This is a genomic window from Thermoactinomyces intermedius (genome assembly GCF_013912365.1).
GTDB classification, from domain to species: Bacteria; Bacillota; Bacilli; order Thermoactinomycetales; family Thermoactinomycetaceae; genus Thermoactinomyces; species Thermoactinomyces intermedius.
This window is the reverse complement of record NZ_JACETT010000002.1, coordinates 47596-67139: the sequence shown is the minus strand read 5'-3', so window position 1 is coordinate 67139 and position 19544 is coordinate 47596. Positions and strand designations below refer to the sequence as shown.

General features: G+C 49.4%; 17 protein-coding genes and 1 riboswitch. Of the genes, 14 read left to right on the top strand and 3 right to left on the bottom strand.

Annotated features, from left to right (window positions below; genetic code table 11):
• Positions 1 to 95 precede the first annotated feature (95 nt).
• Positions 96 to 4409, top strand: coding sequence for a PolC-type DNA polymerase III (locus H1R82_RS00390; RefSeq protein WP_181732662.1), 4314 nt, complete (start codon positions 96 to 98; stop codon positions 4407 to 4409).
• A 42-nt stretch (positions 4410 to 4451) separates the two neighbouring features.
• On the opposite strand, the gene H1R82_RS00385 is transcribed toward H1R82_RS00390, so the two are convergent.
• The 3 genes from H1R82_RS00385 to H1R82_RS00375 all read right to left on the bottom strand — a co-directional run bounded on the left by H1R82_RS00385 (position 4452) and on the right by H1R82_RS00375 (position 6058).
• A complete protein-coding gene (locus tag H1R82_RS00385) occupies positions 4452 to 4997 on the bottom strand; it encodes a DJ-1/PfpI family protein (RefSeq protein ID WP_181732663.1) in 546 nt (181 codons plus the stop codon).
• A gap of 100 nt (positions 4998 to 5097) precedes the next feature.
• Positions 5098 to 5571, bottom strand: a complete 474-nt coding sequence (locus H1R82_RS00380) for a TVP38/TMEM64 family protein (RefSeq protein ID WP_181732664.1) — start codon at positions 5569 to 5571, stop codon at positions 5098 to 5100.
• Between the two features lie 88 nt (positions 5572 to 5659).
• A complete protein-coding gene (locus H1R82_RS00375; RefSeq protein ID WP_181732665.1) occupies positions 5660 to 6058 on the bottom strand; it encodes a DUF1259 domain-containing protein in 399 nt (132 codons plus the stop codon).
• Between the two features lie 406 nt (positions 6059 to 6464).
• A riboswitch (SAM riboswitch) is annotated at positions 6465 to 6577 on the top strand.
• A gap of 77 nt (positions 6578 to 6654) precedes the next feature.
• On the opposite strand from H1R82_RS00375, the gene H1R82_RS00370 reads away from it, so the two are divergent.
• From H1R82_RS00370 to H1R82_RS00310, 13 genes are all read left to right on the top strand, one after another.
• Positions 6655 to 7944, top strand: coding sequence for a homocysteine synthase (locus tag H1R82_RS00370; protein ID WP_181732666.1), 1290 nt, complete (start codon positions 6655 to 6657; stop codon positions 7942 to 7944).
• A 205-nt stretch (positions 7945 to 8149) separates the two neighbouring features.
• Positions 8150 to 9604 carry a PTS mannitol transporter subunit IIBC gene (locus H1R82_RS00365; RefSeq protein ID WP_181732667.1) on the top strand — a complete coding sequence of 485 codons (1455 nt, stop codon included), beginning with the start codon at positions 8150 to 8152 and terminating at the stop codon, positions 9602 to 9604.
• Between the two features lie 60 nt (positions 9605 to 9664).
• Positions 9665 to 11788, top strand: a complete 2124-nt coding sequence (locus tag H1R82_RS00360) for a BglG family transcription antiterminator (protein WP_181732668.1) — start codon at positions 9665 to 9667, stop codon at positions 11786 to 11788.
• Between the two features lies 1 nt (position 11789).
• On the top strand, positions 11790 to 12215 hold the full coding sequence (locus tag H1R82_RS00355; protein WP_181732669.1) for a PTS mannitol transporter subunit IIA: 426 nt from the start codon (positions 11790 to 11792) through the stop codon (positions 12213 to 12215).
• Positions 12216 to 12228: 13 nt separating this feature from the next.
• The gene (locus H1R82_RS00350; protein WP_181732670.1) at positions 12229 to 13377 is read left to right on the top strand and encodes a mannitol-1-phosphate 5-dehydrogenase; all 1149 of its coding nucleotides are present in this window, start codon (positions 12229 to 12231) and stop codon (positions 13375 to 13377) included.
• A 545-nt stretch (positions 13378 to 13922) separates the two neighbouring features.
• Positions 13923 to 14216, top strand: coding sequence for a hypothetical protein (locus tag H1R82_RS00345; RefSeq protein WP_181732671.1), 294 nt, complete (start codon positions 13923 to 13925; stop codon positions 14214 to 14216).
• A complete protein-coding gene (locus tag H1R82_RS00340; protein ID WP_181821573.1) occupies positions 14129 to 14722 on the top strand; it encodes a hypothetical protein in 594 nt (197 codons plus the stop codon). The genes H1R82_RS00345 and H1R82_RS00340 overlap by 88 nt, the downstream gene beginning before the upstream one ends.
• A 42-nt stretch (positions 14723 to 14764) precedes the next feature.
• Positions 14765 to 15010 carry a hypothetical protein gene (locus tag H1R82_RS00335; protein WP_181732673.1) on the top strand — a complete coding sequence of 82 codons (246 nt, stop codon included), beginning with the start codon at positions 14765 to 14767 and terminating at the stop codon, positions 15008 to 15010.
• A 23-nt stretch (positions 15011 to 15033) separates the two neighbouring features.
• Complete coding sequence (locus tag H1R82_RS00330; RefSeq protein WP_309544759.1) at positions 15034 to 15477, top strand: hypothetical protein; 444 nt, start codon at positions 15034 to 15036, stop codon at positions 15475 to 15477.
• A 235-nt stretch (positions 15478 to 15712) separates the two neighbouring features.
• Positions 15713 to 16294 (top strand): MBL fold metallo-hydrolase, encoded by a 582-nt coding sequence (locus H1R82_RS00325; RefSeq protein ID WP_181732674.1) that lies wholly within the window; start codon positions 15713 to 15715, stop codon positions 16292 to 16294.
• Positions 16243 to 16671 (top strand): MBL fold metallo-hydrolase, encoded by a 429-nt coding sequence (locus H1R82_RS00320; protein WP_181732675.1) that lies wholly within the window; start codon positions 16243 to 16245, stop codon positions 16669 to 16671. Before H1R82_RS00325 ends, H1R82_RS00320 begins: the two co-directional genes overlap by 52 nt.
• A 140-nt stretch (positions 16672 to 16811) precedes the next feature.
• Positions 16812 to 17231 (top strand): hypothetical protein, encoded by a 420-nt coding sequence (locus H1R82_RS00315; protein ID WP_181732676.1) that lies wholly within the window; start codon positions 16812 to 16814, stop codon positions 17229 to 17231.
• A 199-nt stretch (positions 17232 to 17430) separates the two neighbouring features.
• Positions 17431 to 19515 (top strand): thioredoxin domain-containing protein, encoded by a 2085-nt coding sequence (locus H1R82_RS00310; RefSeq protein ID WP_181732677.1) that lies wholly within the window; start codon positions 17431 to 17433, stop codon positions 19513 to 19515.
• Positions 19516 to 19544 lie beyond the last annotated feature (29 nt).

The window sequence follows — 19544 nt, the reverse complement described above, 5'->3', positions numbered from 1 at the left end:
TCTCTCTTTGTATATGTTCGATACAATAAGTAAATGACTCGAATCATTCCGATGTGGTACGGGAAGAGAAACCAAGTATTTGGAGGTCTTTAGCAATGAAGGGGAGGCAAGCACTGGTTAACCTGTTCCATGAAGCCGAATTGCCGGAAGAATGGCTGAATCATGCCTTTCGGGATGGTGTGATTAAAGAAGTGCAAGTCCGTCTCCAAGACAGAACATGGAATATTCACCTTCATTTGGTGGAGCCGATGGATGCGGAGTTATGGCAGGATTTTCAGATGCGCGTGAAAAAACATTTTCAGCCGTGGGTCCGGGTGAATATGTACTTCACCTATGACCGCTTGCAACATGAAATCGTTCTGCAAAAATATAAATATTTTATCCAAAAATGTTTGCAAGAACAGGTCACACCCGCCGCCGCCACTTGGTTCGGACAGGCTGAATGGCGGGTGGAAGGGGACCGGATTGTTGTCGTCTTCCCCAACCCGGCGGTTTTGAAAATGGCTAAACAACGGGAAACGGACCGCTATATCATGAAGTATTACGAACGCATCACCGGAACCAAACTCCCCGTCATTTTATCAGCAAAAGAAACCGAACCGGAGCAGGCCGCCGAACAATTCCGCGAGCAGAGAATCCAAGAGGAAAAGACCTTGATGCAAAAGGCGTTGGCCGAACAAAAAGAGCGGGCCAAGAAACAGAAAGAAAAGAGCGAGCATCCGGAGGAACCGGTTGTAAGCAAAAAATTGGGCTACAGCATCAAGGGAGAACCGGTGAAAATCAACGACATTGTCGAAGAAGAGCGGAATGTGGTCATCAAAGGCAAAGTGTTTAAAAGCGAGTTGAAAGAGTTAAAAAGCGGTCGGAAGTTGTTAACCTTCAATTTGACCGACTTTACCAATTCCATTTCGTGCAAAGTGTTTGCCCGTGACAAGGAACAAGCCGCCGTTTTGGCCATGATCCAAGACGGTGATTGGTTAAAAGTGCGCGGAAGTGTTCAATATGACACGTTTTCCCGTGAACTGGTCGTGATGGTGAACAGCTTGGAAGAAACCGAACCCGATTCGTTTGTGCGCCGGGATACGGCGGCAGAAAAACGGGTTGAGCTTCATTTGCACACCTCCATGTCCGCAATGGATGGGATTGCCAGTGCGGGGAAAATGATTCAAAGAGCGGCAGAATGGGGGCATCCCGCCGTGGCGATTACCGACCATGCCGTGGCGCAAGCCTATCCGGAAGCATACAAAGCGGCCGGCGAACATGACATCAAAGTGATTTACGGAGTGGAAGCCAATATCGTCGACGATGGCATTCCCATTGTGATGAATGAAGTCGAGATGGATTTACTCGAGGGTACATATGTCGTCTTCGACGTGGAGACCACCGGGTTGTCCGCCGTTCACGATGTCATTATCGAACTGGCAGCGGTCAAGATGAAAGACGGAAAAATCATCGACAAATTTTCCTCCTTTGCCAACCCTCACCGCCCGTTGTCCAAACACATTGTCGAGCTGACGCATATCACCGACGACATGTTGAAAGACGCACCGGAAGTGGATGATGTGGTGGCGGATTTTCTGGAGTTTATCGAAGGAACCGTGCTAGTGGCGCACAATGCGCGATTTGATATGGGATTTTTGCAGGAAGCGGTGAAACGAATCGGCAAGGAGCCGGTGAAAAATCCGGTGCTGGACACCCTGGAACTGGCACGGATGTTATTCCCCGAGATGCGGAACCACCGCTTGAACACACTGTCGGATAAGCTCGGCATCAAACTGGAACAGCACCACCGGGCGATCTATGATGCGGAAGCCACCGGCCATGTGATGTGGAAAATGTTGCAAATTGCGGTTGAGAAAAAGCAGATCACCCATTTGCACATGTTGAATGAAAACCGGGGGGAACGGGATTTGAAAAGGGTTCGTCCTTTCCATGCCATTTTGCTTGTGCAGAACCAGGAAGGGATGAAAAACCTGTACAAGCTTATCTCGATGTCCCATTTAAAATATTTTTACCGGGTGCCGCGCATTCCCCGCAGCGAGCTCGTCAAGCACCGGAACGGCCTTTTGGTCGGGTCGGGCTGTGAACGCGGAGAATTATTTGAAGCGGCGTTAAACAAGTCGCCTTCCGAAGTGGAAGAAATCGCGCGTTTTTATGATTACCTGGAAATCCAACCGGTGGAGTACAACATGCATCTGGTGGAAAAAGGCTTGGTGGAAAATGAAGAGCGGTTGCGGCAAGCGAATCAATTGATTGTCGAGATTGGTGAGAAGTTGGGCAAACCGGTGGTCGCCACTTCCAACGCCCATTATTTGGATGAACAGGATGCCATCTTCCGCGAAATCATCGCCGCAAACCAAACCGGCGCGAAACCGCAAGGGCCTTTGCCGAAAGCGCATTTTCGGACGACGGACGAGATGTTGCGGGAATTTCAATATTTGGGCGAGAAGAAATGCAAAGAAGTGGTGGTGGATCATCCCCGGGCGATTGCGGAGCAGATTGAAGTGGTCAAGCCGTTCCCGGATGAAACGTACACGCCCCATTTGGAAGGAGCCGAAGAAGAGTTAAAAAGGATTTGTTACCAAACGGCTCACGAATGGTACGGGGAAGAGTTGCCGGAAATCGTGAAAAACCGGTTGGAACGGGAATTGAACTCCATTATCAAACACGGCTTCAGCGTGCTGTACATGATTTCGCAAAAAATCGTCAGCAAATCGCTGGAAGACGGATACCTGGTCGGTTCCCGGGGATCGGTCGGTTCTTCGGTCGTTGCCTGTTTGAGCTATATTTCCGAAGTGAATCCGTTGCCTCCCCATTACCGTTGCAAAAAGTGCAAGTACAGCGAGTTTATTACCGACGGTTCTTATGAAAGCGGGTTTGACCTGCCTGACAAAAAATGTCCCCGGTGCGGGGAAGAGCTGTGGAAAGACGGGCATGACATCCCATTTGAGACGTTCCTCGGTTTTGAAGGGGACAAAGCGCCCGATATCGATTTGAACTTTGACGGCGAATATCAATTGCGCTCGCACCAGTACACCGAGGAACTTTTTGGGAAAGAGTACATTTATCGTGCGGGAAGCATCAACACGGTGAAAGAAAAGACCGCGTTTGGTTATGTGAAAAAGTATGCGGAACAACATAATTTGAATTTGCGGCGTGCCGAAATTGAGCGCCTGGCGCAAGGTTGCGTCGGGGTGAAAAGGTCCACCGGGCAACATCCCGGAGGGCTGATGGTGGTGCCGCAGGAACGGGAAGTCTATGATTTCACGCCCATTCAGCACCCGGCGGATGACACCAAATCCGGGGTGATCACGACCCACTTTGATTACAAAGCCATCTCCGGGAAAATTTTGAAGCTGGATTTGCTCGGGCATACGGGGCCCACCATCCAACGCCTGTTGCATAAACTGACCGGTGTGGATCCCACCAAGGTTCCGCTCGGGGATCCCAAGGTGATTGAACTGTTCCGCAGCACCAAAAGCATTGGTGTCCGGCCCGAAGACATTAACGGAATTGAACACGGCACGCTGGGAATTCCGGAATTTGGCACCTATTTTGCGCGTGGGATTTTGCAAGATGCCAAACCCAGTTGTTTCAGTGAATTGGTGCGTGTGTCCGGGCTGTCGCACGGGACGGACGTCTGGCAGGGCAATGTGCAGGATTTGATCAATGACGGCGTTTGTACCATTTCGGAGGCCATCTGTTGCCGCGATGATATCATGTTGTATCTGATCCGCATGGGATTGCCGTCCAAAGCGGCGTTTAAGATCATGGAAAAAGTGAGAAAAGGAAAAGGGGTTTCCGAAGAAGAGGAAGCCTTGATGAAAGAGCATGGCGTGCCGGATTGGTACATTGAATGTTGCCGGAAGATCAAATACATGTTCCCGCGTGCGCACGCCGCGGCCTATGTGACGGCGGCGGTTCGCATCGGGTGGTTTAAAGTGTATCATCCGGAAGCTTTTTATGCGGCATTGTTCAGCACCCGCGTCAATGAATTTGACATCGAGCTGGTTTTAAAAGGATATGATGCGGTCAAACGGAAACTGAACGAGATCAACGAGATGGGCTTCCAGGCATCGGCGAAAGACAAAGCCATGGCAGCTACCTTGGAATTGGTGATGGAAATGTATGCACGGGGAATTGAATTTGCGCCCGTGGACTTGTACCAGTCGGATGCCGTCAAGTTTTGGTTGGATGATCAAAAACGCCTGATCCCTCCGTTTGCTTCGATTTCCGGAGTCGGGGAGAGTGCGGCGCAAAACATTGTCCAAGCCCGGGAGCAAGGAGAGTTTTTGTCGATCGAGGATTTGCAAAAGCGGGCCCGTTTGTCCAGCACGGTGATCGAAGTGCTGGAGCGGCTGGGTTGTTTGAAGGGGCTTCCGGAAAGCAACCAGTTGGCTTTGTTTTAAAAAAGGAGCCGGGTTTTTTCCCGGCTCCTTTTTTGATCAAAATTATTTTAATTTCTTTAAAAACTCCCGCATAAATCCGGGAAGATCCGGCCAAGCATGAGCCGATACCAAGTTGTTGTCCACATGAAGCTCTTTGTTGACGTACTCTGCTCCTGCGCTTTCCACTTCCGGCTTGCAAGTGGTGAATGCCGTCATCGAACGGTTTTTTACGGATTCCGGAATCACGCTGAACACCAGTGCGGCATGGCAAATGGCCCCCACCGGTTTGTTGTTTTCGAAGAAATGGCTGACAATTGCAGGGATTTCTTTTTCCATGCGGATATATTCCGGAGCCCGTCCCCCGGGAATGATCAAGCCGTCATAATCGGCAGGATTGATTTCGGAAAATGATGCATGGGAGTCAATGCCGTATGCCAGTTTTTCCGTGAATGTTTCCATGTCCACAAAATCATGGCAAACCGTTTGCAATTTCTTTTTATTCGGGGACGCGATGGTGACTTCGTGCCCTTCTTCCAGCAACCGGTAATAAGGATAGAAAATTTCCAGGGCTTCCACGGCATCACCGGTCAAAATCAACACTTTTGCCATAAAAAATCCCTCCATCTTGTGATCATAAGTTACTTACTATTTTCTCGTACATGATTTATTTTAAACCAAATGGGCCTGTTTGTAAAAATTTATCTTTGTTTTAAAAAAGTTGAATCAAACCATACCCGGCTCCGGTTTCCAAGGCAATGGATGGAATTTTGCCCAAGGCGGTGGAACTTGAGAAGATGAAAAAGCGGGTTCCCGCCCATACGGCAAAAAGGTTTACGGCTCCCGTCGGAATCCAGGGCACCAACCGGGCAGCGGCAAGCAGGGTCCATTGCCGCCATTGCGGCTGTGCGTGGATGGACTCCAGCCAATGCCAGCGGTTTCGGTATTTCTGGGGAAGAATACGCACCCCCCGCTGATAAAGCACAAAGGCAAGCATGGCTCCCAAAACTTCCGCGGTCCAAGACAGAACCCCGCCCCACCAGGCTCCCCAAAGCCAGACGTTTGTTGCCGTCATGAAGACCGAAGGGAGAAAGCCGGTCAGGTTTACGAGCGTATTGACCAAAAGGCTGACAGGAATGGCCCAAATGCCGAGTTCCAGCAAAATGTTTCTCCACATCTCTTCCATGCAACGTTCTCCCTTGCTTCAGATTAAGTTTATTATACCGGGAGTTTGCAAAAACCACCCGGCTTCCGGGTGGTTTTTTAAAAAATCCTCATCTTTTCAATACCCTCAAGGCGGTGGCAACTTTTCTGGCAAAAGTGATCGGATTTTCGACGGATTCAAAATGAATGTAAAATAAACGGGGGTTTTCAAATAACCAGTGGTTGTGAAGAGCGGTTACAATAATTCCCCGTTTGCGCAATTCGGAGATGAACGGATTAATCTCTCTTTGTAAAATCACCGTTTCTCCCAAATTGAGCGCGCGGCCTTGGCGGTCAAGGCTCTCAAAACTGAAGAAGGTGGGAAGAACCAGCGGAGAACGGGACCGTTTCCCCAAAATGGTGACAGGGATGTTTCGGAATCTTTGAATAAAACAAACCCCATTCATGGTACTTGGCTGGCCGTTGACAATCCGCGCAAATTGACGGCACAAGCGCTCGAGCGATGACATGGAATCACCTCCCGTGATTTTCAAATCGCTATAACATATGTAAGGAGGATCGGGACGGAAGGGTCTGTACCCAAGGAAAGGAAGTTTTAACGCAAAAAGAGGCGTTTTGCCAAAATGGAGGTTGTTTTTTGGAAGCAGAGAGAGGATCTTAAAAGTGAATAATCCGTGACAAAAAAACTTTTTTCGTACAAAAAGACCATAATTTAGAAAGTCCGTCCGAATAAATGATCAGATGGACTCCCTATTAAATCTCTTCGAATCCCCATTCGAACCGGGTTTATATCTGACCAGGGCAACCGCCCTGGTTTTTCAATAAGTTTTTTGTGAAAAATCATTGACGATGGTCCTTTCCAGTCATTATAATAGAGTCAATTCAATAAAATAATACTATTCTTATCAGATTTTGCTCTTATCCAGAGAGGCTGAGGGACTGGCCCAATGACGCCCGGCAACCCCGGATGAAGATCCGGAAGGTGCCAATTCCTGTAGAAATCCTTTGGGATTTCTAGAAGATAGGAGAGACTTCGATGAGTGATCAAGCCTCTTCTCTGGATCAGAGAAGAGGCTTTTTTACAACAAAAGGGGGAAAAAGACCAATGAGTGAATCCACGAACTATCGAAGCGAAACCATTGCCGTACACGGAGGACAGGTGCCGGACCCGGTCACGAAATCAAGAGCCGTGCCGATTTACCAAACGACCTCGTATGTGTTTGACAATACGGAACATGCCGCCAATTTGTTCGCGCTGAAAGAAACGGGAAATATTTATACCCGCATCATGAATCCCACCCAGGATGTTTTTGAAAAACGGGTGGCGGAATTGGAAGGCGGAGTCGGAGCGTTGGCAACCAGCTCCGGGCAGGCAGCCATCACTTATGCCATTTTGAACATTGCCAAAGCCGGAGATGAAATCGTCGCTTCCAGCGCGTTGTATGGAGGAACTTATAATCTCTTTTACCATACTCTTCCCAAAATAGGGATTAGCGTGAAATTTGTGGATCAATCGGATCCGGAAAACTTCCGGAAAGCGATCACCGACCGGACCAAAGCCATTTTTGCCGAAACCATCGGAAATCCCCAATTGGATGTGCTGGATTTTGAAGCCGTTTCGAAAGTGGCTCATGATCACGGAATTCCGCTCATTGTGGACAATACTTTTGCCTCCCCGTATTTGTGCCGTCCTTTTGAGCACGGGGCCGACATTGTCGTTCACTCGGCCACCAAATTCATCGGGGGACATGGAAACAGCATCGGCGGAGTCATTGTGGATTCCGGAAAATTTGACTGGACCAACGGCAAGTTCCCGGATTTCACGGAGCCGGATCCGAGTTATCACGGAGTGGTGTATAGCGAAGCGCTCGGACCGCTTGCTTACATCACCAAAGCGCGGGTGCAACTTTTGCGTGACACCGGAGCGGCAATTTCCCCGTTTAATGCCTTTTTGTTGCTGCAAGGATTGGAAACATTGCATCTGCGGATGGAACGGCACAGCGAAAATTCACTGGAAGTTGCCAAATATCTGGAAAAACATGAGTCGGTTGAATGGGTCAATCACCCGGGGCTTCCGAACCACCGGTCTTATGAATTGGCTCAAAAATATCTTCCGAAAGGTCAAGGAGCGATTTTCACTTTCGGCATCAAAGGCGGATTGGAAGCCGGCAAGAAGTTCATTGAAAGCCTGGAGCTCTTTTCACATTTGGCCAATGTCGGCGATTCCAAGTCCCTGGTGATTCATCCGGCCAGCACCACACACCAACAATTGACGGAAGAAGCGCAAAGAAGCGCGGGAGTGACTCCGGATCTGGTTCGTTTGTCCATCGGAATTGAGTCGGTGGATGATATTATTGCCGATCTGGATCAAGCCTTGAAAAAAAGCCAACAATAACCGTTAAGCCAACCCCCTTTACCCGTCAACCCCTTTCCATTTTTTATGGAAAGGGGTTTGTTTATTTTAATAATGTCAACAATTAGAAGGACAAAATAGGATTTTCTATAAATTGAACCGGATTGGACCGACGTCTTATGATAAAAGTAACCAGATGTTCACAAAATATAAATATATATTTCAATAAGAGAAAGGAGAGAAGAACATGGCGGAATCGGGTCAGGCAAATAACGGATTCAAAATGAAGGTACAACGTTTCGGAAGTTTTTTAAGCGGAATGATTATGCCTAATATCGGTGCTTTCATTGCCTGGGGATTGATCACGGCTTTATTTATTCCTTCGGGATGGTTCCCGAATGGGGATTTGGCTAAACTGGTCGACCCCATGATCCAATATCTGCTTCCGGTATTAATCGGATACACCGCCGGAAAAATGATTTATGACGTGAGAGGAGGCGTGGTGGGAGCCACAGCCACCATGGGTGTCATCGTCGGTTCCGGCATTCCCATGTTTTTGGGAGCGATGGTGATGGGACCGCTTGGCGGTTACTGCATCAAAAAGTGGGACCAATTGATCGAAGGAAAAGTGAAACAAGGCTTTGAAATGCTGGTAAACAACTTTTCCGCCGGGATCATCGCCGGAATTTTAACCATCCTCGGTTATAAAGCCATCGGTCCGGTGGTACTGTTGTTGAACAGCACGTTGGCAGCGGGGGTTCAAGCCATCATCGATGTGCATTTGTTGCCGCTTGCCAGTTTGTTTGTGGAACCGGCAAAAGTCTTGTTTTTGAATAACGCCATTAACCATGGAATTTTAAGCCCGATCGGGATCGAACAAGTGACCGAATCCGGTAAATCCATCTTATTCTTGTTGGAAACCAACCCGGGTCCCGGACTTGGCATTTTGCTTGCTTATATGTTGTTTGGCAAAGGAACAGCCAGACAATCCGCTCCGGGTGCGGCAATCATTCATTTCTTCGGGGGAATTCATGAAATTTATTTCCCTTATATTTTGATGAAACCCTTTCTTTTGGTTGCGGCCATTGCCGGCGGAGCCACCGGCGTCTTCACCTTCTTGATGACGGATGCCGGATTGATCGCCGTGCCGTCACCGGGAAGTATTTTCACCTTGATGGCCATGACGCCGAAAGGGCATTATGTCGGTGTCCTGGCGGGGGTCATCGCCGCGACGCTCGTTTCTTTCCTCATCGCATCCTTGATTTTGAAAACATCCAAACAAAACGGCGAAGACTTGGACAAAGCCGTTGAAAAAACCAGTGAATTAAAAGGAAAAGAAGGCAGAGCGGCCGAGCTTTTGAAAAAAGAAGAAAAACCGGCAGACGAAGAGCCGAAAGCCGAACCGGTTGAGTACGACAAAGTGAAAAAAATTATTTTTGCCTGTGATGCCGGAATGGGTTCCAGCGCCATGGGGGCGTCCATTTTGAGAAACAAAGTGCAAAAGGCCGGTCTGGATCTGTCTGTGACCAACACATCGATCAACAACCTGCCGGATGATGCCGACATTGTGGTGACACACAAAGACCTGACGGACCGGGCCAAAGCCAAGATCCCCCATGCTCATCATATTTCCGTGGACAACTTCTTGAGCAGCCCGAAATACGATGAACTCGTGGAGGAATTGAAAAAGGCCAAAGAATAACGGGAAAGCGCGGTTTGTCCGAAGCTTTCCGGGCGACGTCGTTATAATGGAGTGGACAAGATGTATATCACTGCAAGGGAAAGGTTGATTTTAAAACGTTTGCTATCCACCCGGCCGGAAAATTTGACCACGAAGCAACTGGCGGAAGAACTGGATGTCAGTGTCCGCACCATCCACCGGGATTTGAAAGGGATCGAACAATTGCTTCAAAAGTATGACCTGGAACTGGTCAAAAAGCCGGGGGTCGGCATTCAGCTGTCCGGTGCGGCCGGCCAAAAGGAGGCGTTAAAACGGGATCTGTTCCGCCAATCCCGCCGGGAGTATACGCCGGAAGAACGGAGGATCCTGATTTTATGCACGCTTTTGGAAGCAAAAGAACCGGTGAAACTGATTTCGCTGGCAAGTGAACTGGACGTCACCATGGCAACCGTCAGCCATGACCTGACCAAGCTGGAAAGCGGGCTTGAGAAGTTTGATTTGTCGTTGATTCGAAAACGCGGGTACGGGGTTGAAATTGTCGGAAGCGAGTCAGCCAAACGGCGGGCCATGAGCAATCTGATTGCCGAAAATATTGATGAAGTCCAGTTCTTATCCCTGATCCGCGAAAACATTCAAAACAAGACGAAAAAAACACCGGAATCCCTTTCCGGAAGATTGCTGGGTCTGGTTGAAAAGCGCAAGCTCATCCTGGTGGAGAAAGTGGTCGAAGAAATCAGCAAACAACTGCCTTATTCTCTTGCGGACAGTGCCTACATCGGATTGGTCGTCCACTTGGCGCTGGCGATCGAACGCATTATGCAGGGGGAAAACATTGAAATGGATCCCGTGCATCTGAACCGGTTAAAAAATGCACCGGAGTATGCGTTCGCCCGGCAATTGATCGCCCGGTTGGAAACGGTGTTCCGCCTGTCGATCCCCGAAGCGGAAGTCGGCTATATCACCATGCATCTGCAAGGGGCCCGGCTGAGACACGATCAGGAATACACGATCGAGGAAGAGGATTATCCCGTTCTGCTTTGGACCAAAAAGCTGATCCGGTTTGTGGAAGAAGAGCTGCATTGCCGGTTGTCGGATCAAACGTCGTTGGTTCAGGGGCTGATTTCCCATTTGAAACCGGCCCTTTACCGCATCCGGCGAAACATGAAAATCACCAACCCCATGTTGCCCAAAATCATGGAAGATTACAGGGATTTGTTTGCGGTCGTCAAAAAAGGGGTGGCGGCCGTCTTCCCGGATGTTTCCGTTCCGGACGAAGAAATCGGGTACTTGGTGATGCATTTCGGTTCGGCATTGCTCAACAAACAAGAGCAGGATTTGCATGCGCTCATTATTTGTTCCAGCGGGATCGGCACGTCCAAGATGCTGGAAACCCGGATCCGGCAGGAGATTCCGGAGATCAAAAACCTGACCAACCGGTCGGTTTTTGGAATCGATCAGGAGGATCCGGAGGCGTTTGACCTCATCATTTCCACCATCCAACTCCCTTATTTCCAAGGGGATTATCTGGTGGTCAGTCCCATTTTGACCCGCGATGAGGTGGAAAAGATCCGGGCCCGTATCCGGGAAAAGCTGCGCAAAAAGAGAACGGGCTTCAAAACTTCTCCCGGGAATCCGGATCCGGCTCCTTCCCCGAAGCTGGAACAAACCATCTCCAACATGCAAAAGATCCATCAGTATTCGGGAGGGATCGCCACCATCCTCCGGGGATTCCAATGCTTTGTTGCGGAAGAGGCCGGCTCTGTCCCGGAAGCTTTGGAAGCCGCCTGTTTGCGGTTGCGGGAGGAAGGGGTGATCCAAAGGGTGGCGCCGGTGGTGGAAGCTTTGTTAAAGCGGGAGGAAAAAGGGGGACTGGGAATCCCCGGAACACAGCTGGCGCTTTTCCACACGCGGAGCCAACAGGTGGTCCGTCCCTCTTTTACGGTTTGTTTCCTGAAACAGCCGTTTGTGATGAAGGGCATGGACCAGTCGGACATCCGTGCCGATACGTTGCTCTTGTTGTTGGCACCGGAGAAGGTTTCCGGTCCGGTGTTGGAAGTCTTGAGTTACATCAGTTCCCTGTTTATTGAAAACGACGAGGGGATTGCCTTGTTCCAGTCAGGAGACCAGCAGGCAATTTCCGCTTACCTCGCCAAACGGTTTGAACGATTCTTTGAAGAAAAATTAAAAGAAACAAGGAGTGTTTGACATGGCATCATCGATCTTATCCCCGGAAAACATCCGCTTCAATGCAAGCGTGGATAGCAAAGAAGAAGCGATCCGCTTGACGGGTCAATTGTTGGTGGAAAGAGGTTACGTCAAACCGGCTTATGTGGATACCATGCTGGAGAGGGAACAATTGACTTCGACGTATATGGGCAATTATGTTGCGATTCCGCATGGAACGGAAGCGGGCAAGGAAAACGTCATCGAATCCGGTATTGTGATTGTACAGGTTCCTGACGGTGTGGACTTTGGAGACGGCAACATCGTCAAACTTTTGATCGGAATTGCCGCAAAAGGCGATGAGCACTTGGAGATTTTATCCAAGATCGCCTTGGTGGTTGCTGAGGAAGAAAACGTGCATCAAATCGTTCACGCGGAAACAGCCGAAGAAATCATGAAATTCTTTTAAGAGGTGGACACACATGCTGGCAGTACATTTTGGAGCTGGAAATATCGGACGCGGATTTATCGGCAGCCTGCTTCACCAATCCGGATATGAAGTATGCTTTGTGGATGTGAACCGGGAGATTGTGGATTTGATCAACGAGCGGAAAAGCTATTCCATCGGGTTGGCCGATGATTCCAATGAAGAAATTATCGTCAAAAATGTTTACGCCATTCACAGCGGAGATCATCCGGAGCAAGTGGTGGCCGCCATTGCCGGTGCGGATCTGGTCACCACGGCGGTTGGTCCCAATGTCTTGCCGCTGATTGCCGGACTGATTGCCGAAGGGTTGAAAAAGCGGATGGAAACCGGAAGCAAGCCCTTGAATGTCATTGCTTGTGAAAACATGATCGGCGGCAGCGCCCTGCTGAAAAAAGAAGTCTATGCCAAACTGGATGATGAAGAGAGAAAAAACGCTGATGAGATAGCCGGTTTCCCAAATGCCGCAGTGGACCGGATTGTTCCCAACCAGTCTAATGAGGATCCGTTAAAAGTGGTGGTGGAACCCTTTTATGAGTGGGCGGTGGACCGTTCCCAAGTGGTGGGAGAACTTCACGTGACCGGCATGACTTTGGTGGATGATTTAATGCCGTATATTGAACGAAAGCTGTACACCGTCAACACCGGCCATGCCGTGGCCGCATACTTCGGCTACCAAGCCGGTTACCAAACGATTGATGAAGCCATGGCGGATCCAAAGATCCAAAGCCAGGTGAAAAACACGTTGCAGGAAACCGGAAAACTGTTGGTTGAAAAGCACGGGTTTAATCCGGAAGAACATCAAAAATATATCGACACCATCATCCGGCGTTTTGTCAACCCGCATATTTCCGATGACGTGACCCGGGTGGGCCGTTCCCCCATGCGGAAACTGGGACCCCAAGACCGTCTGGTCAGTCCGGCCACCCAATATATCACGTACCTGAAGGAGCAGCCGGTTTCGCTGGCCAAAGCCATTGCCGCCGCCCTGCGGTATGATTACCAGGAAGATTCCGAAGCCGTTCAAATTCAGAAAAGCATCCGGCAAAAGGGATTGGAAAACACCATTCATGAGATTACCCAAATCCCGGTCGAAAGCGACCTCATGAAACGGATTGCCGGGGAATATCGCCACTTTGCGCTTTAAAAAAAAAACCGGAGCTTTGTCCGCTCCGGTTTTTTTTTTGGAAGCAATCTTGATGAAGTCGATCATTTAAAATAAAATTAAAAATATTCATTTTAATCAAAATGAAATGTGAGTTTGTGTAATGAATGAATCCGGTTGCATGATTGCTCAGAAAAAAGGCAAACACAGGAATGTTGCAATTCGATGCTTCTTCCGTTCAAACGGATCCATTCACTCATTGAAAGGGAGTTGGAAAATGCAAAAAGCGGTAAATGTGATCATTTACGTGATTCTGGTTCTGTTGACGATAGCCCTTTTCTCTGAAATTTTTTCATGACCGGATCCTAAATGGAAGACGGAGAAATAATGCCGGACCATGTCCGGGGCCGGCGGATAAGCAGCCGGTCTCACAGGAAGTGAAGAAAGAGAGTCCTTCTTCCGAAAAATCGTGTAATACGATTGAAAAAGGATGGAATTGGTTTAAGGGAGAAGTAAAGGGAGCTTGGGAAGGAACGAAGAAATTTTTTGGGGACTTATGGGACTGGTTCACAGGAGTTTGTGCCAAGATGAAAGAAGTGGTGGTGGACAAATTGTCCACTGCTTGGAAATGGGTTAAGGAGAATATCGGATATATCGCGGCCGGAGTGGTGTTGGTTGTCGGAATGGTGGTATGTTTTGTCGCTCCTCTGCTGGGGGTTTCGGTGTTAATCGGGATGGGCCTTTCCTTCGGGATGAGCTGGTTGATGAATGGTGAAATCACGCAGGCACCTTTTTGGAAGCAGCCCTCGGCGGTGCGTTGGGGGGCGATCGGGATGGGGATTGCCGGGGGAGCGGACCGGGTTCATTGGGAAGCCGGTTGATTGCATCCATCACCGGTTCGAGGTTGTTGGGGCCGCTGGCTTCCGGGTTTCGGAATGTGGTTACGAAATTGCCGGGGCCGCTTCGTTCCATTTTCTCCAGAGCCGGCATCGGCGGTGCGGCGTTGGTCGGGGTCACCGCTTTTGCCGTGCCTGTGTTTAACAAAGTGAAACAGCTGGATCTCGGCATACCGACGGTCAAATCGGAAACGGATGAACTGTTTTACAGCTTTAAAAGGTGTTTAAAAGCCCGCTCCACTGACCGGTACACGGCAATGATCGAGTTGCCTTGCGGAAACCGCACACCGGATCCGAAAACACCCAAAGTGGAAAAAGACACCTCATTGGTCCCGGGAACCCCGGAACACAAACAAAACCGGTGGGAAGTTTACAAGGCAAACGGCGGCAAATGGAGTTATGAACAGTGGAGCAAAACGTATGATGCCAACATGAAAAAAGCAAGCCGGTCGCACCAATTGGTGGAAAATTACCGGAAAACCCTCAACTGAGAAAACTTCACCACGCAATAAAGTGTGGACACCCCATCCGGTGTGCGGATTATTGACATTGCCGATCCCAAAACATTAAGAGCGGTTGAACATAAAACCACGACCAAAACCGATGGAAGCAAAGGTTATTTTTCAAAAGATGCGCACATCCGGGAAGAACTGGAAAAAGACGAATATCTGGTGCAAGTGGAAAATTGGGAAATCACCTGGGTGTTTGAAAATGCCGATGCCAACCAGCCGTGGATCAATGAATTAAAAGCGGCAGGAATTCATGTGGAGTTCCGGTAATTAACCGTAAAGGAGGGAAAAAGGTGGCAGAGGAAAATCAAAGAGACTGGTTTGAAGAATGGCTGATGATCCATCGGGATGAACTGGAAAAACTGCAAAAGAAGCTGGGGCATTTGGATTTAGATTACACCCCGGAGTCCCTGCTGAGAGTGGAGGCATGGGTGTTGGAAAATTACTCATCGCCGGATGAGATATTGAAAGAGGAAGAAAAAATGACGTTGGACGGCCTGTTAAGGTATGTGGGCGAAGTTTTTAAAATGCATCTTCAAGGGTGGTGGAATATCCATCAGGAGGATCCGGAGCATCTGTTTTACAACCTGCCGGTGATCAGTTTTCCGGGCAACATTCCGGATACTTCCCCGCTGTTGTTCATCACGGCCAGCCTTGACCGGAAATCGGGAAACTTTTTTTATGATTCGCTGAACCGGAAAAAGAATTTTATGGAAAGCCAGGGCATTTTGTCTTGACGGAAGCCGGACGGAAAAAAGGAACTACCTTTGGACCGTCCGGTTTTGCTTTCGGAGGCGGGCACGCGATGCAAACCTGTACGAAGGAAGAACGGGGCGGTGGCTGTGGGATCGGTTGATGAGCCAAAGACCGGTGATGTAAAATAAAAAGGCTGTATACGAAAGATTCCGAAGCCGTTTGCATTTAAAAAAACAAAAAGAAATTCAACAACAAGAGATAAAAGGATGTTTGGGGATGAAAATACTGTTCATTCTGCTTGCGGTGATGATTGGAATCATTGGTTTGGGAATGTGGTTCCGGTTCAATCGTTTGCCCCGGCCGCCATTGAAAAAGCCTGAAAAGATGCTGAAACCGCAGGAATGGAGCCGGGAAGAAGTCACGGTGGGCTGGGTCGGGCATTCCACGGTTTTGATGCAACTATATGATACACGCATTCTCACCGATCCCGTCTTGGGAAAACGTGTGGGAGAGTCCATCAAATGGTTGAACCGGCAGATCGGGATGAAACGCCATACCGAGCCGGCGGTTTCTCTTTCCGATTTGGAAAGGGTGCAGTTGATCCTTTTGTCCCATGCCCATTTTGACCACTTTGACGTTCCCAGCTTGTCGCAATTGGCCCATGAAGGGTGTTACGTGGTGACGCCCAAAAACACGGCCTGTCTGATCAAACACTTGCCGTTTAAGAAAGTTTTTGAGCTGGGATGGGATGAACAACTGGAGATTGAAGAACTGGGAATCAAGATCCTGGGTGTCCCCGTCAAACATTGGGGAACCGTTACCCTTGGAACCGCCGGTACGGCTATAACGGTTATTTGATAGAGAAAAAGGGAACCCGCATCTTTTTTCCGGGGGATACGGCTTTTACGGATCAATTTCGCAAGTTGTCTGAAACGGGGCCGGTGGATCTTGCCTTTATGCCGATCGGAGCCTATTCCCCCGATCATTTGCGGTGGGCGCACTGCACGCCGGAAGAGGCTTGGGCCATGTTTCGCGATACGGGTGCGAAATGGCTGGCTCCCATTCATTGGGACACCTTTGTATTGTCGGCCGAACCTTTGGAGGAGCCGATGGAACGGTTGATGCAAGCCGCCGGGCAAGAAGAGGGGCGGATTGTTTTCCGCAAGCACGGGGACACATTCATGCTGCCCGAAGGAAGCCGGGAAAAGACAGATTCTGAAGCACTCAACAGGTAACGGGCGGCAACGGCACAGCGGGTGATCAATGATTTTATGAAAGTGAAAATGGATCAGCAGGTTTGAATGGAGTCTGGAAAATCCTGCTTTTCGATCGGGAGATCATCATATGGTACCCGGCAGTGAAAGGAGTCGATCAGATGGCATCTTCGATGAATTTGACACCGGAGCAAAATCAATTGCTCCGTTCGCGATTGGAAGCTCTTTTAACCAGTATGGATCAAGATGAGAAGATCAAGCCCCGTCCGGCCCGGAAAAAAGCCAAAACCGATCAGGGTGACGGATTCAAATACGGGCGGGCGATTCCCCGGGCCAGACATTATTATCAAGAAGACAATGTGATCTATCTCCAGAGTGCTCTGAAGCTGAAAGAAAGCACGGAACAAGCCCTCAATGAAATGAAAGAGCAAAAGATAAGGAAAGAAACGATCCGGCAGCTGAAAAAACAATGCAATGAATTCGTAAAAGATTACGGCGGCTTGATCACCCTGACTGCCACACTCGCTTCTTTGGTCAGCAGTGCCAAAGATGTTCTTGAAGCATTAAAAATTCTTGATTAGTTTCATCCGGATTTCCGCCATCAGCCGTTTGGCGGACGGGTGCGTATTGTTTTCGCCAAGGACAAACGGATTTGAATCAAGCCAGGATGCGGAGGCGGGTTGCATGCCTCCGTTTTTTTTGTGCTAAACTACTTGGGGAGACAAGAATTTTATGGAAATCCCGACGGATGACATACATGACATTTTGGAGGACTGATTTATGAGTGTTCATCAATCCAATCAGCGAAAGTCCAACCGGTTGATCCGGGAAAAATCGCCTTATCTTCTCCAACATGCCCATCAACCCGTGGATTGGTTCCCATGGGGGGAAGAAGCTTTCCAAAAGGCCAAAGAAGAGGATAAACCGGTCTTTTTAAGCATTGGTTACAGCACCTGCCACTGGTGCCATGTCATGGCGCGTCAATCGTTTGAGGATGAAGAAGTGGCTGCCATTTTGAACCGGGATTTTGTCCCGGTCAAAGTGGACCGGGAGGAAAGGCCGGATGTGGATCAAGTATACATGACGGTTTGTCAGGCAATGACCGGCCAGGGAGGATGGCCGCTCACCATCATCATGACGCCGGAGCAAAAACCTTTTTTTGCAGGTACTTATCTGCCCAAGCAAACCATGTACGGGCGCATGGGCCTGATCGATTTGTTGAAACGGGTTTCAATGCTGTGGAAAGAGGAGCGGAACCGGGCCAATGAAGTCGGGGACAAAATCGTCCATGCGGTCAAGTCTTATTTAAATCCGGCGGAAGCCGGGGAAACGGACCTGGGGGTCATCGATCATGCGTATGAACAGTTTGCCAGCCAGTTTGATCCGGATTTTGGCGGTTTCGGCGACGAGCCGAAGTTTCCACGCCCGCATGATTTGCTGTTTTTGCTCCGGTACCACAGGCTGACGGGAGAAGAGGAAGCCCTCCAGATGGTGACCCGTACGCTCACAGCCATGCACAGTGGAGGGATTTATGACCACTTGGGCCATGGCTTTGCCCGGTACGCCGTGGACCGGGAGTGGCTGATTCCCCACTTTGAAAAAATGCTTTATGACAATGCTTTGCTGGCTTTGGCATATCTGGAAGCATACCAGGTGACCCGCGAGGAACGGTACGCCGAAGTGGCACGGGGCATTTTCCGTTATGTGACAAGAGACATGCAGGCGCCGGAAGGCGGTTTTTATTCGGCGGAGGATGCTGATTCCGAAGGGGAAGAAGGAAAGTTTTATGTTTGGACCCCGCAGGAAGTTGCGGAGGTGTTGGGAGAAAAAGAGGCTGAAATTTTTTGTGCGGCTTACGGCGTGACCGAAGAAGGAAATTTTGAAAACGGGAAAAGCGTCTTAAACCAAATCGGCGTTCGTCTCGATGAGATTGCCGAAAGGTATCAAGTGCCGTTGAAGGAATTGGAGGAAATGCTGGACAGAGGGCGCCGGCAATTGTTTGAAGCCAGAGAGCAACGTGTACGCCCGGGAAAAGACACCAAAATCCTCACGTCCTGGAACGGATTGATGATTGCGGCATTGGCCCGGGGTGGCCGGGTTCTCGGAGAGACGGAATACACCGATGCCGCGGTCAAAGCGGCCCGTTTTCTTTCAGACCGGTTAATTGATGAGAATGGACGGCTGTTTGCCCGCTATTGTGACGGGGAAGTGGCCTATCCCGGCTATCTGGATGACTACGCCTTTTTCACCTGGGGTTTGACAGAGTTGTATGAAGCCACTTTTGAGCCCCGTTTTATTGAGCAGGCCTTGGTGTTGACAAGGCAAATGCTGGCGCTGTTCAAAGACGAAAAACAGGGCGGATTTTATTTTACCGGAAAAGATACCGAGTCCTTGTTTGTCCGACCCAAAGAGATTTATGACGGTGCGACCCCGTCCGGCAACTCGGTGGCGGCCTATAATCTGATCCGGTTGGCCAAGCTGACATCGGATGAAGCCTTGCTTCAAGAGGCGAGGGAACAAATCCGGGCTTTTGCCAAAGCGGTGGAAGCTTCACCGATTTCCCATTCCTTTTTCCTGATGGCGGTGATGTTGGTGCAGGGGAAAAGCAAAGAAATTCTCATATCCGGTTCGCCCAATGATGTGAAAACCAAAGAAATGATCCGGCTGATCCAAAGGGCTTACCTGCCGGAAGCGGTCATTTCCCTGGATCCGCTCGGAAGTGATGCCAACACCATCAAATGGTTTGTTCCCCGGCCTGAAGAAGAGGCATCCCCGACGCTTGGCCCCAAAGTGTACATTTGTGAAAATTATGCCTGCCAATCGCCGGTGACCGATTTGGAAGAGCTGAAAAAACAATTACAGTAAAAAAGCAGCATGACAAGCTCCAAAAAAGA

Coding starts and splice junctions, on each gene's coding strand:
- H1R82_RS00370 (WP_181732666.1), top strand. CDS start 6,655: ATGAGTGAATCCACGAACTATCGAAGCGAAACCATTGCCGTACACGGA.
- H1R82_RS00310 (WP_181732677.1), top strand. CDS start 17,431: ATGAGTGTTCATCAATCCAATCAGCGAAAGTCCAACCGGTTGATCCGG.
- H1R82_RS00345 (WP_181732671.1), top strand. CDS start 13,923: ATGAAAGAAGTGGTGGTGGACAAATTGTCCACTGCTTGGAAATGGGTT.
- H1R82_RS00350 (WP_181732670.1), top strand. CDS start 12,229: ATGCTGGCAGTACATTTTGGAGCTGGAAATATCGGACGCGGATTTATC.
- H1R82_RS00380 (WP_181732664.1), bottom strand. CDS start 5,571: ATGGAAGAGATGTGGAGAAACATTTTGCTGGAACTCGGCATTTGGGCC.
- H1R82_RS00385 (WP_181732663.1), bottom strand. CDS start 4,997: ATGGCAAAAGTGTTGATTTTGACCGGTGATGCCGTGGAAGCCCTGGAA.
- H1R82_RS00355 (WP_181732669.1), top strand. CDS start 11,790: ATGGCATCATCGATCTTATCCCCGGAAAACATCCGCTTCAATGCAAGC.
- H1R82_RS00325 (WP_181732674.1), top strand. CDS start 15,713: ATGAAAATACTGTTCATTCTGCTTGCGGTGATGATTGGAATCATTGGT.
- H1R82_RS00375 (WP_181732665.1), bottom strand. CDS start 6,058: ATGTCATCGCTCGAGCGCTTGTGCCGTCAATTTGCGCGGATTGTCAAC.
- H1R82_RS00315 (WP_181732676.1), top strand. CDS start 16,812: ATGGCATCTTCGATGAATTTGACACCGGAGCAAAATCAATTGCTCCGT.
- H1R82_RS00360 (WP_181732668.1), top strand. CDS start 9,665: ATGTATATCACTGCAAGGGAAAGGTTGATTTTAAAACGTTTGCTATCC.
- H1R82_RS00390 (WP_181732662.1), top strand. CDS start 96: ATGAAGGGGAGGCAAGCACTGGTTAACCTGTTCCATGAAGCCGAATTG.
- H1R82_RS00365 (WP_181732667.1), top strand. CDS start 8,150: ATGGCGGAATCGGGTCAGGCAAATAACGGATTCAAAATGAAGGTACAA.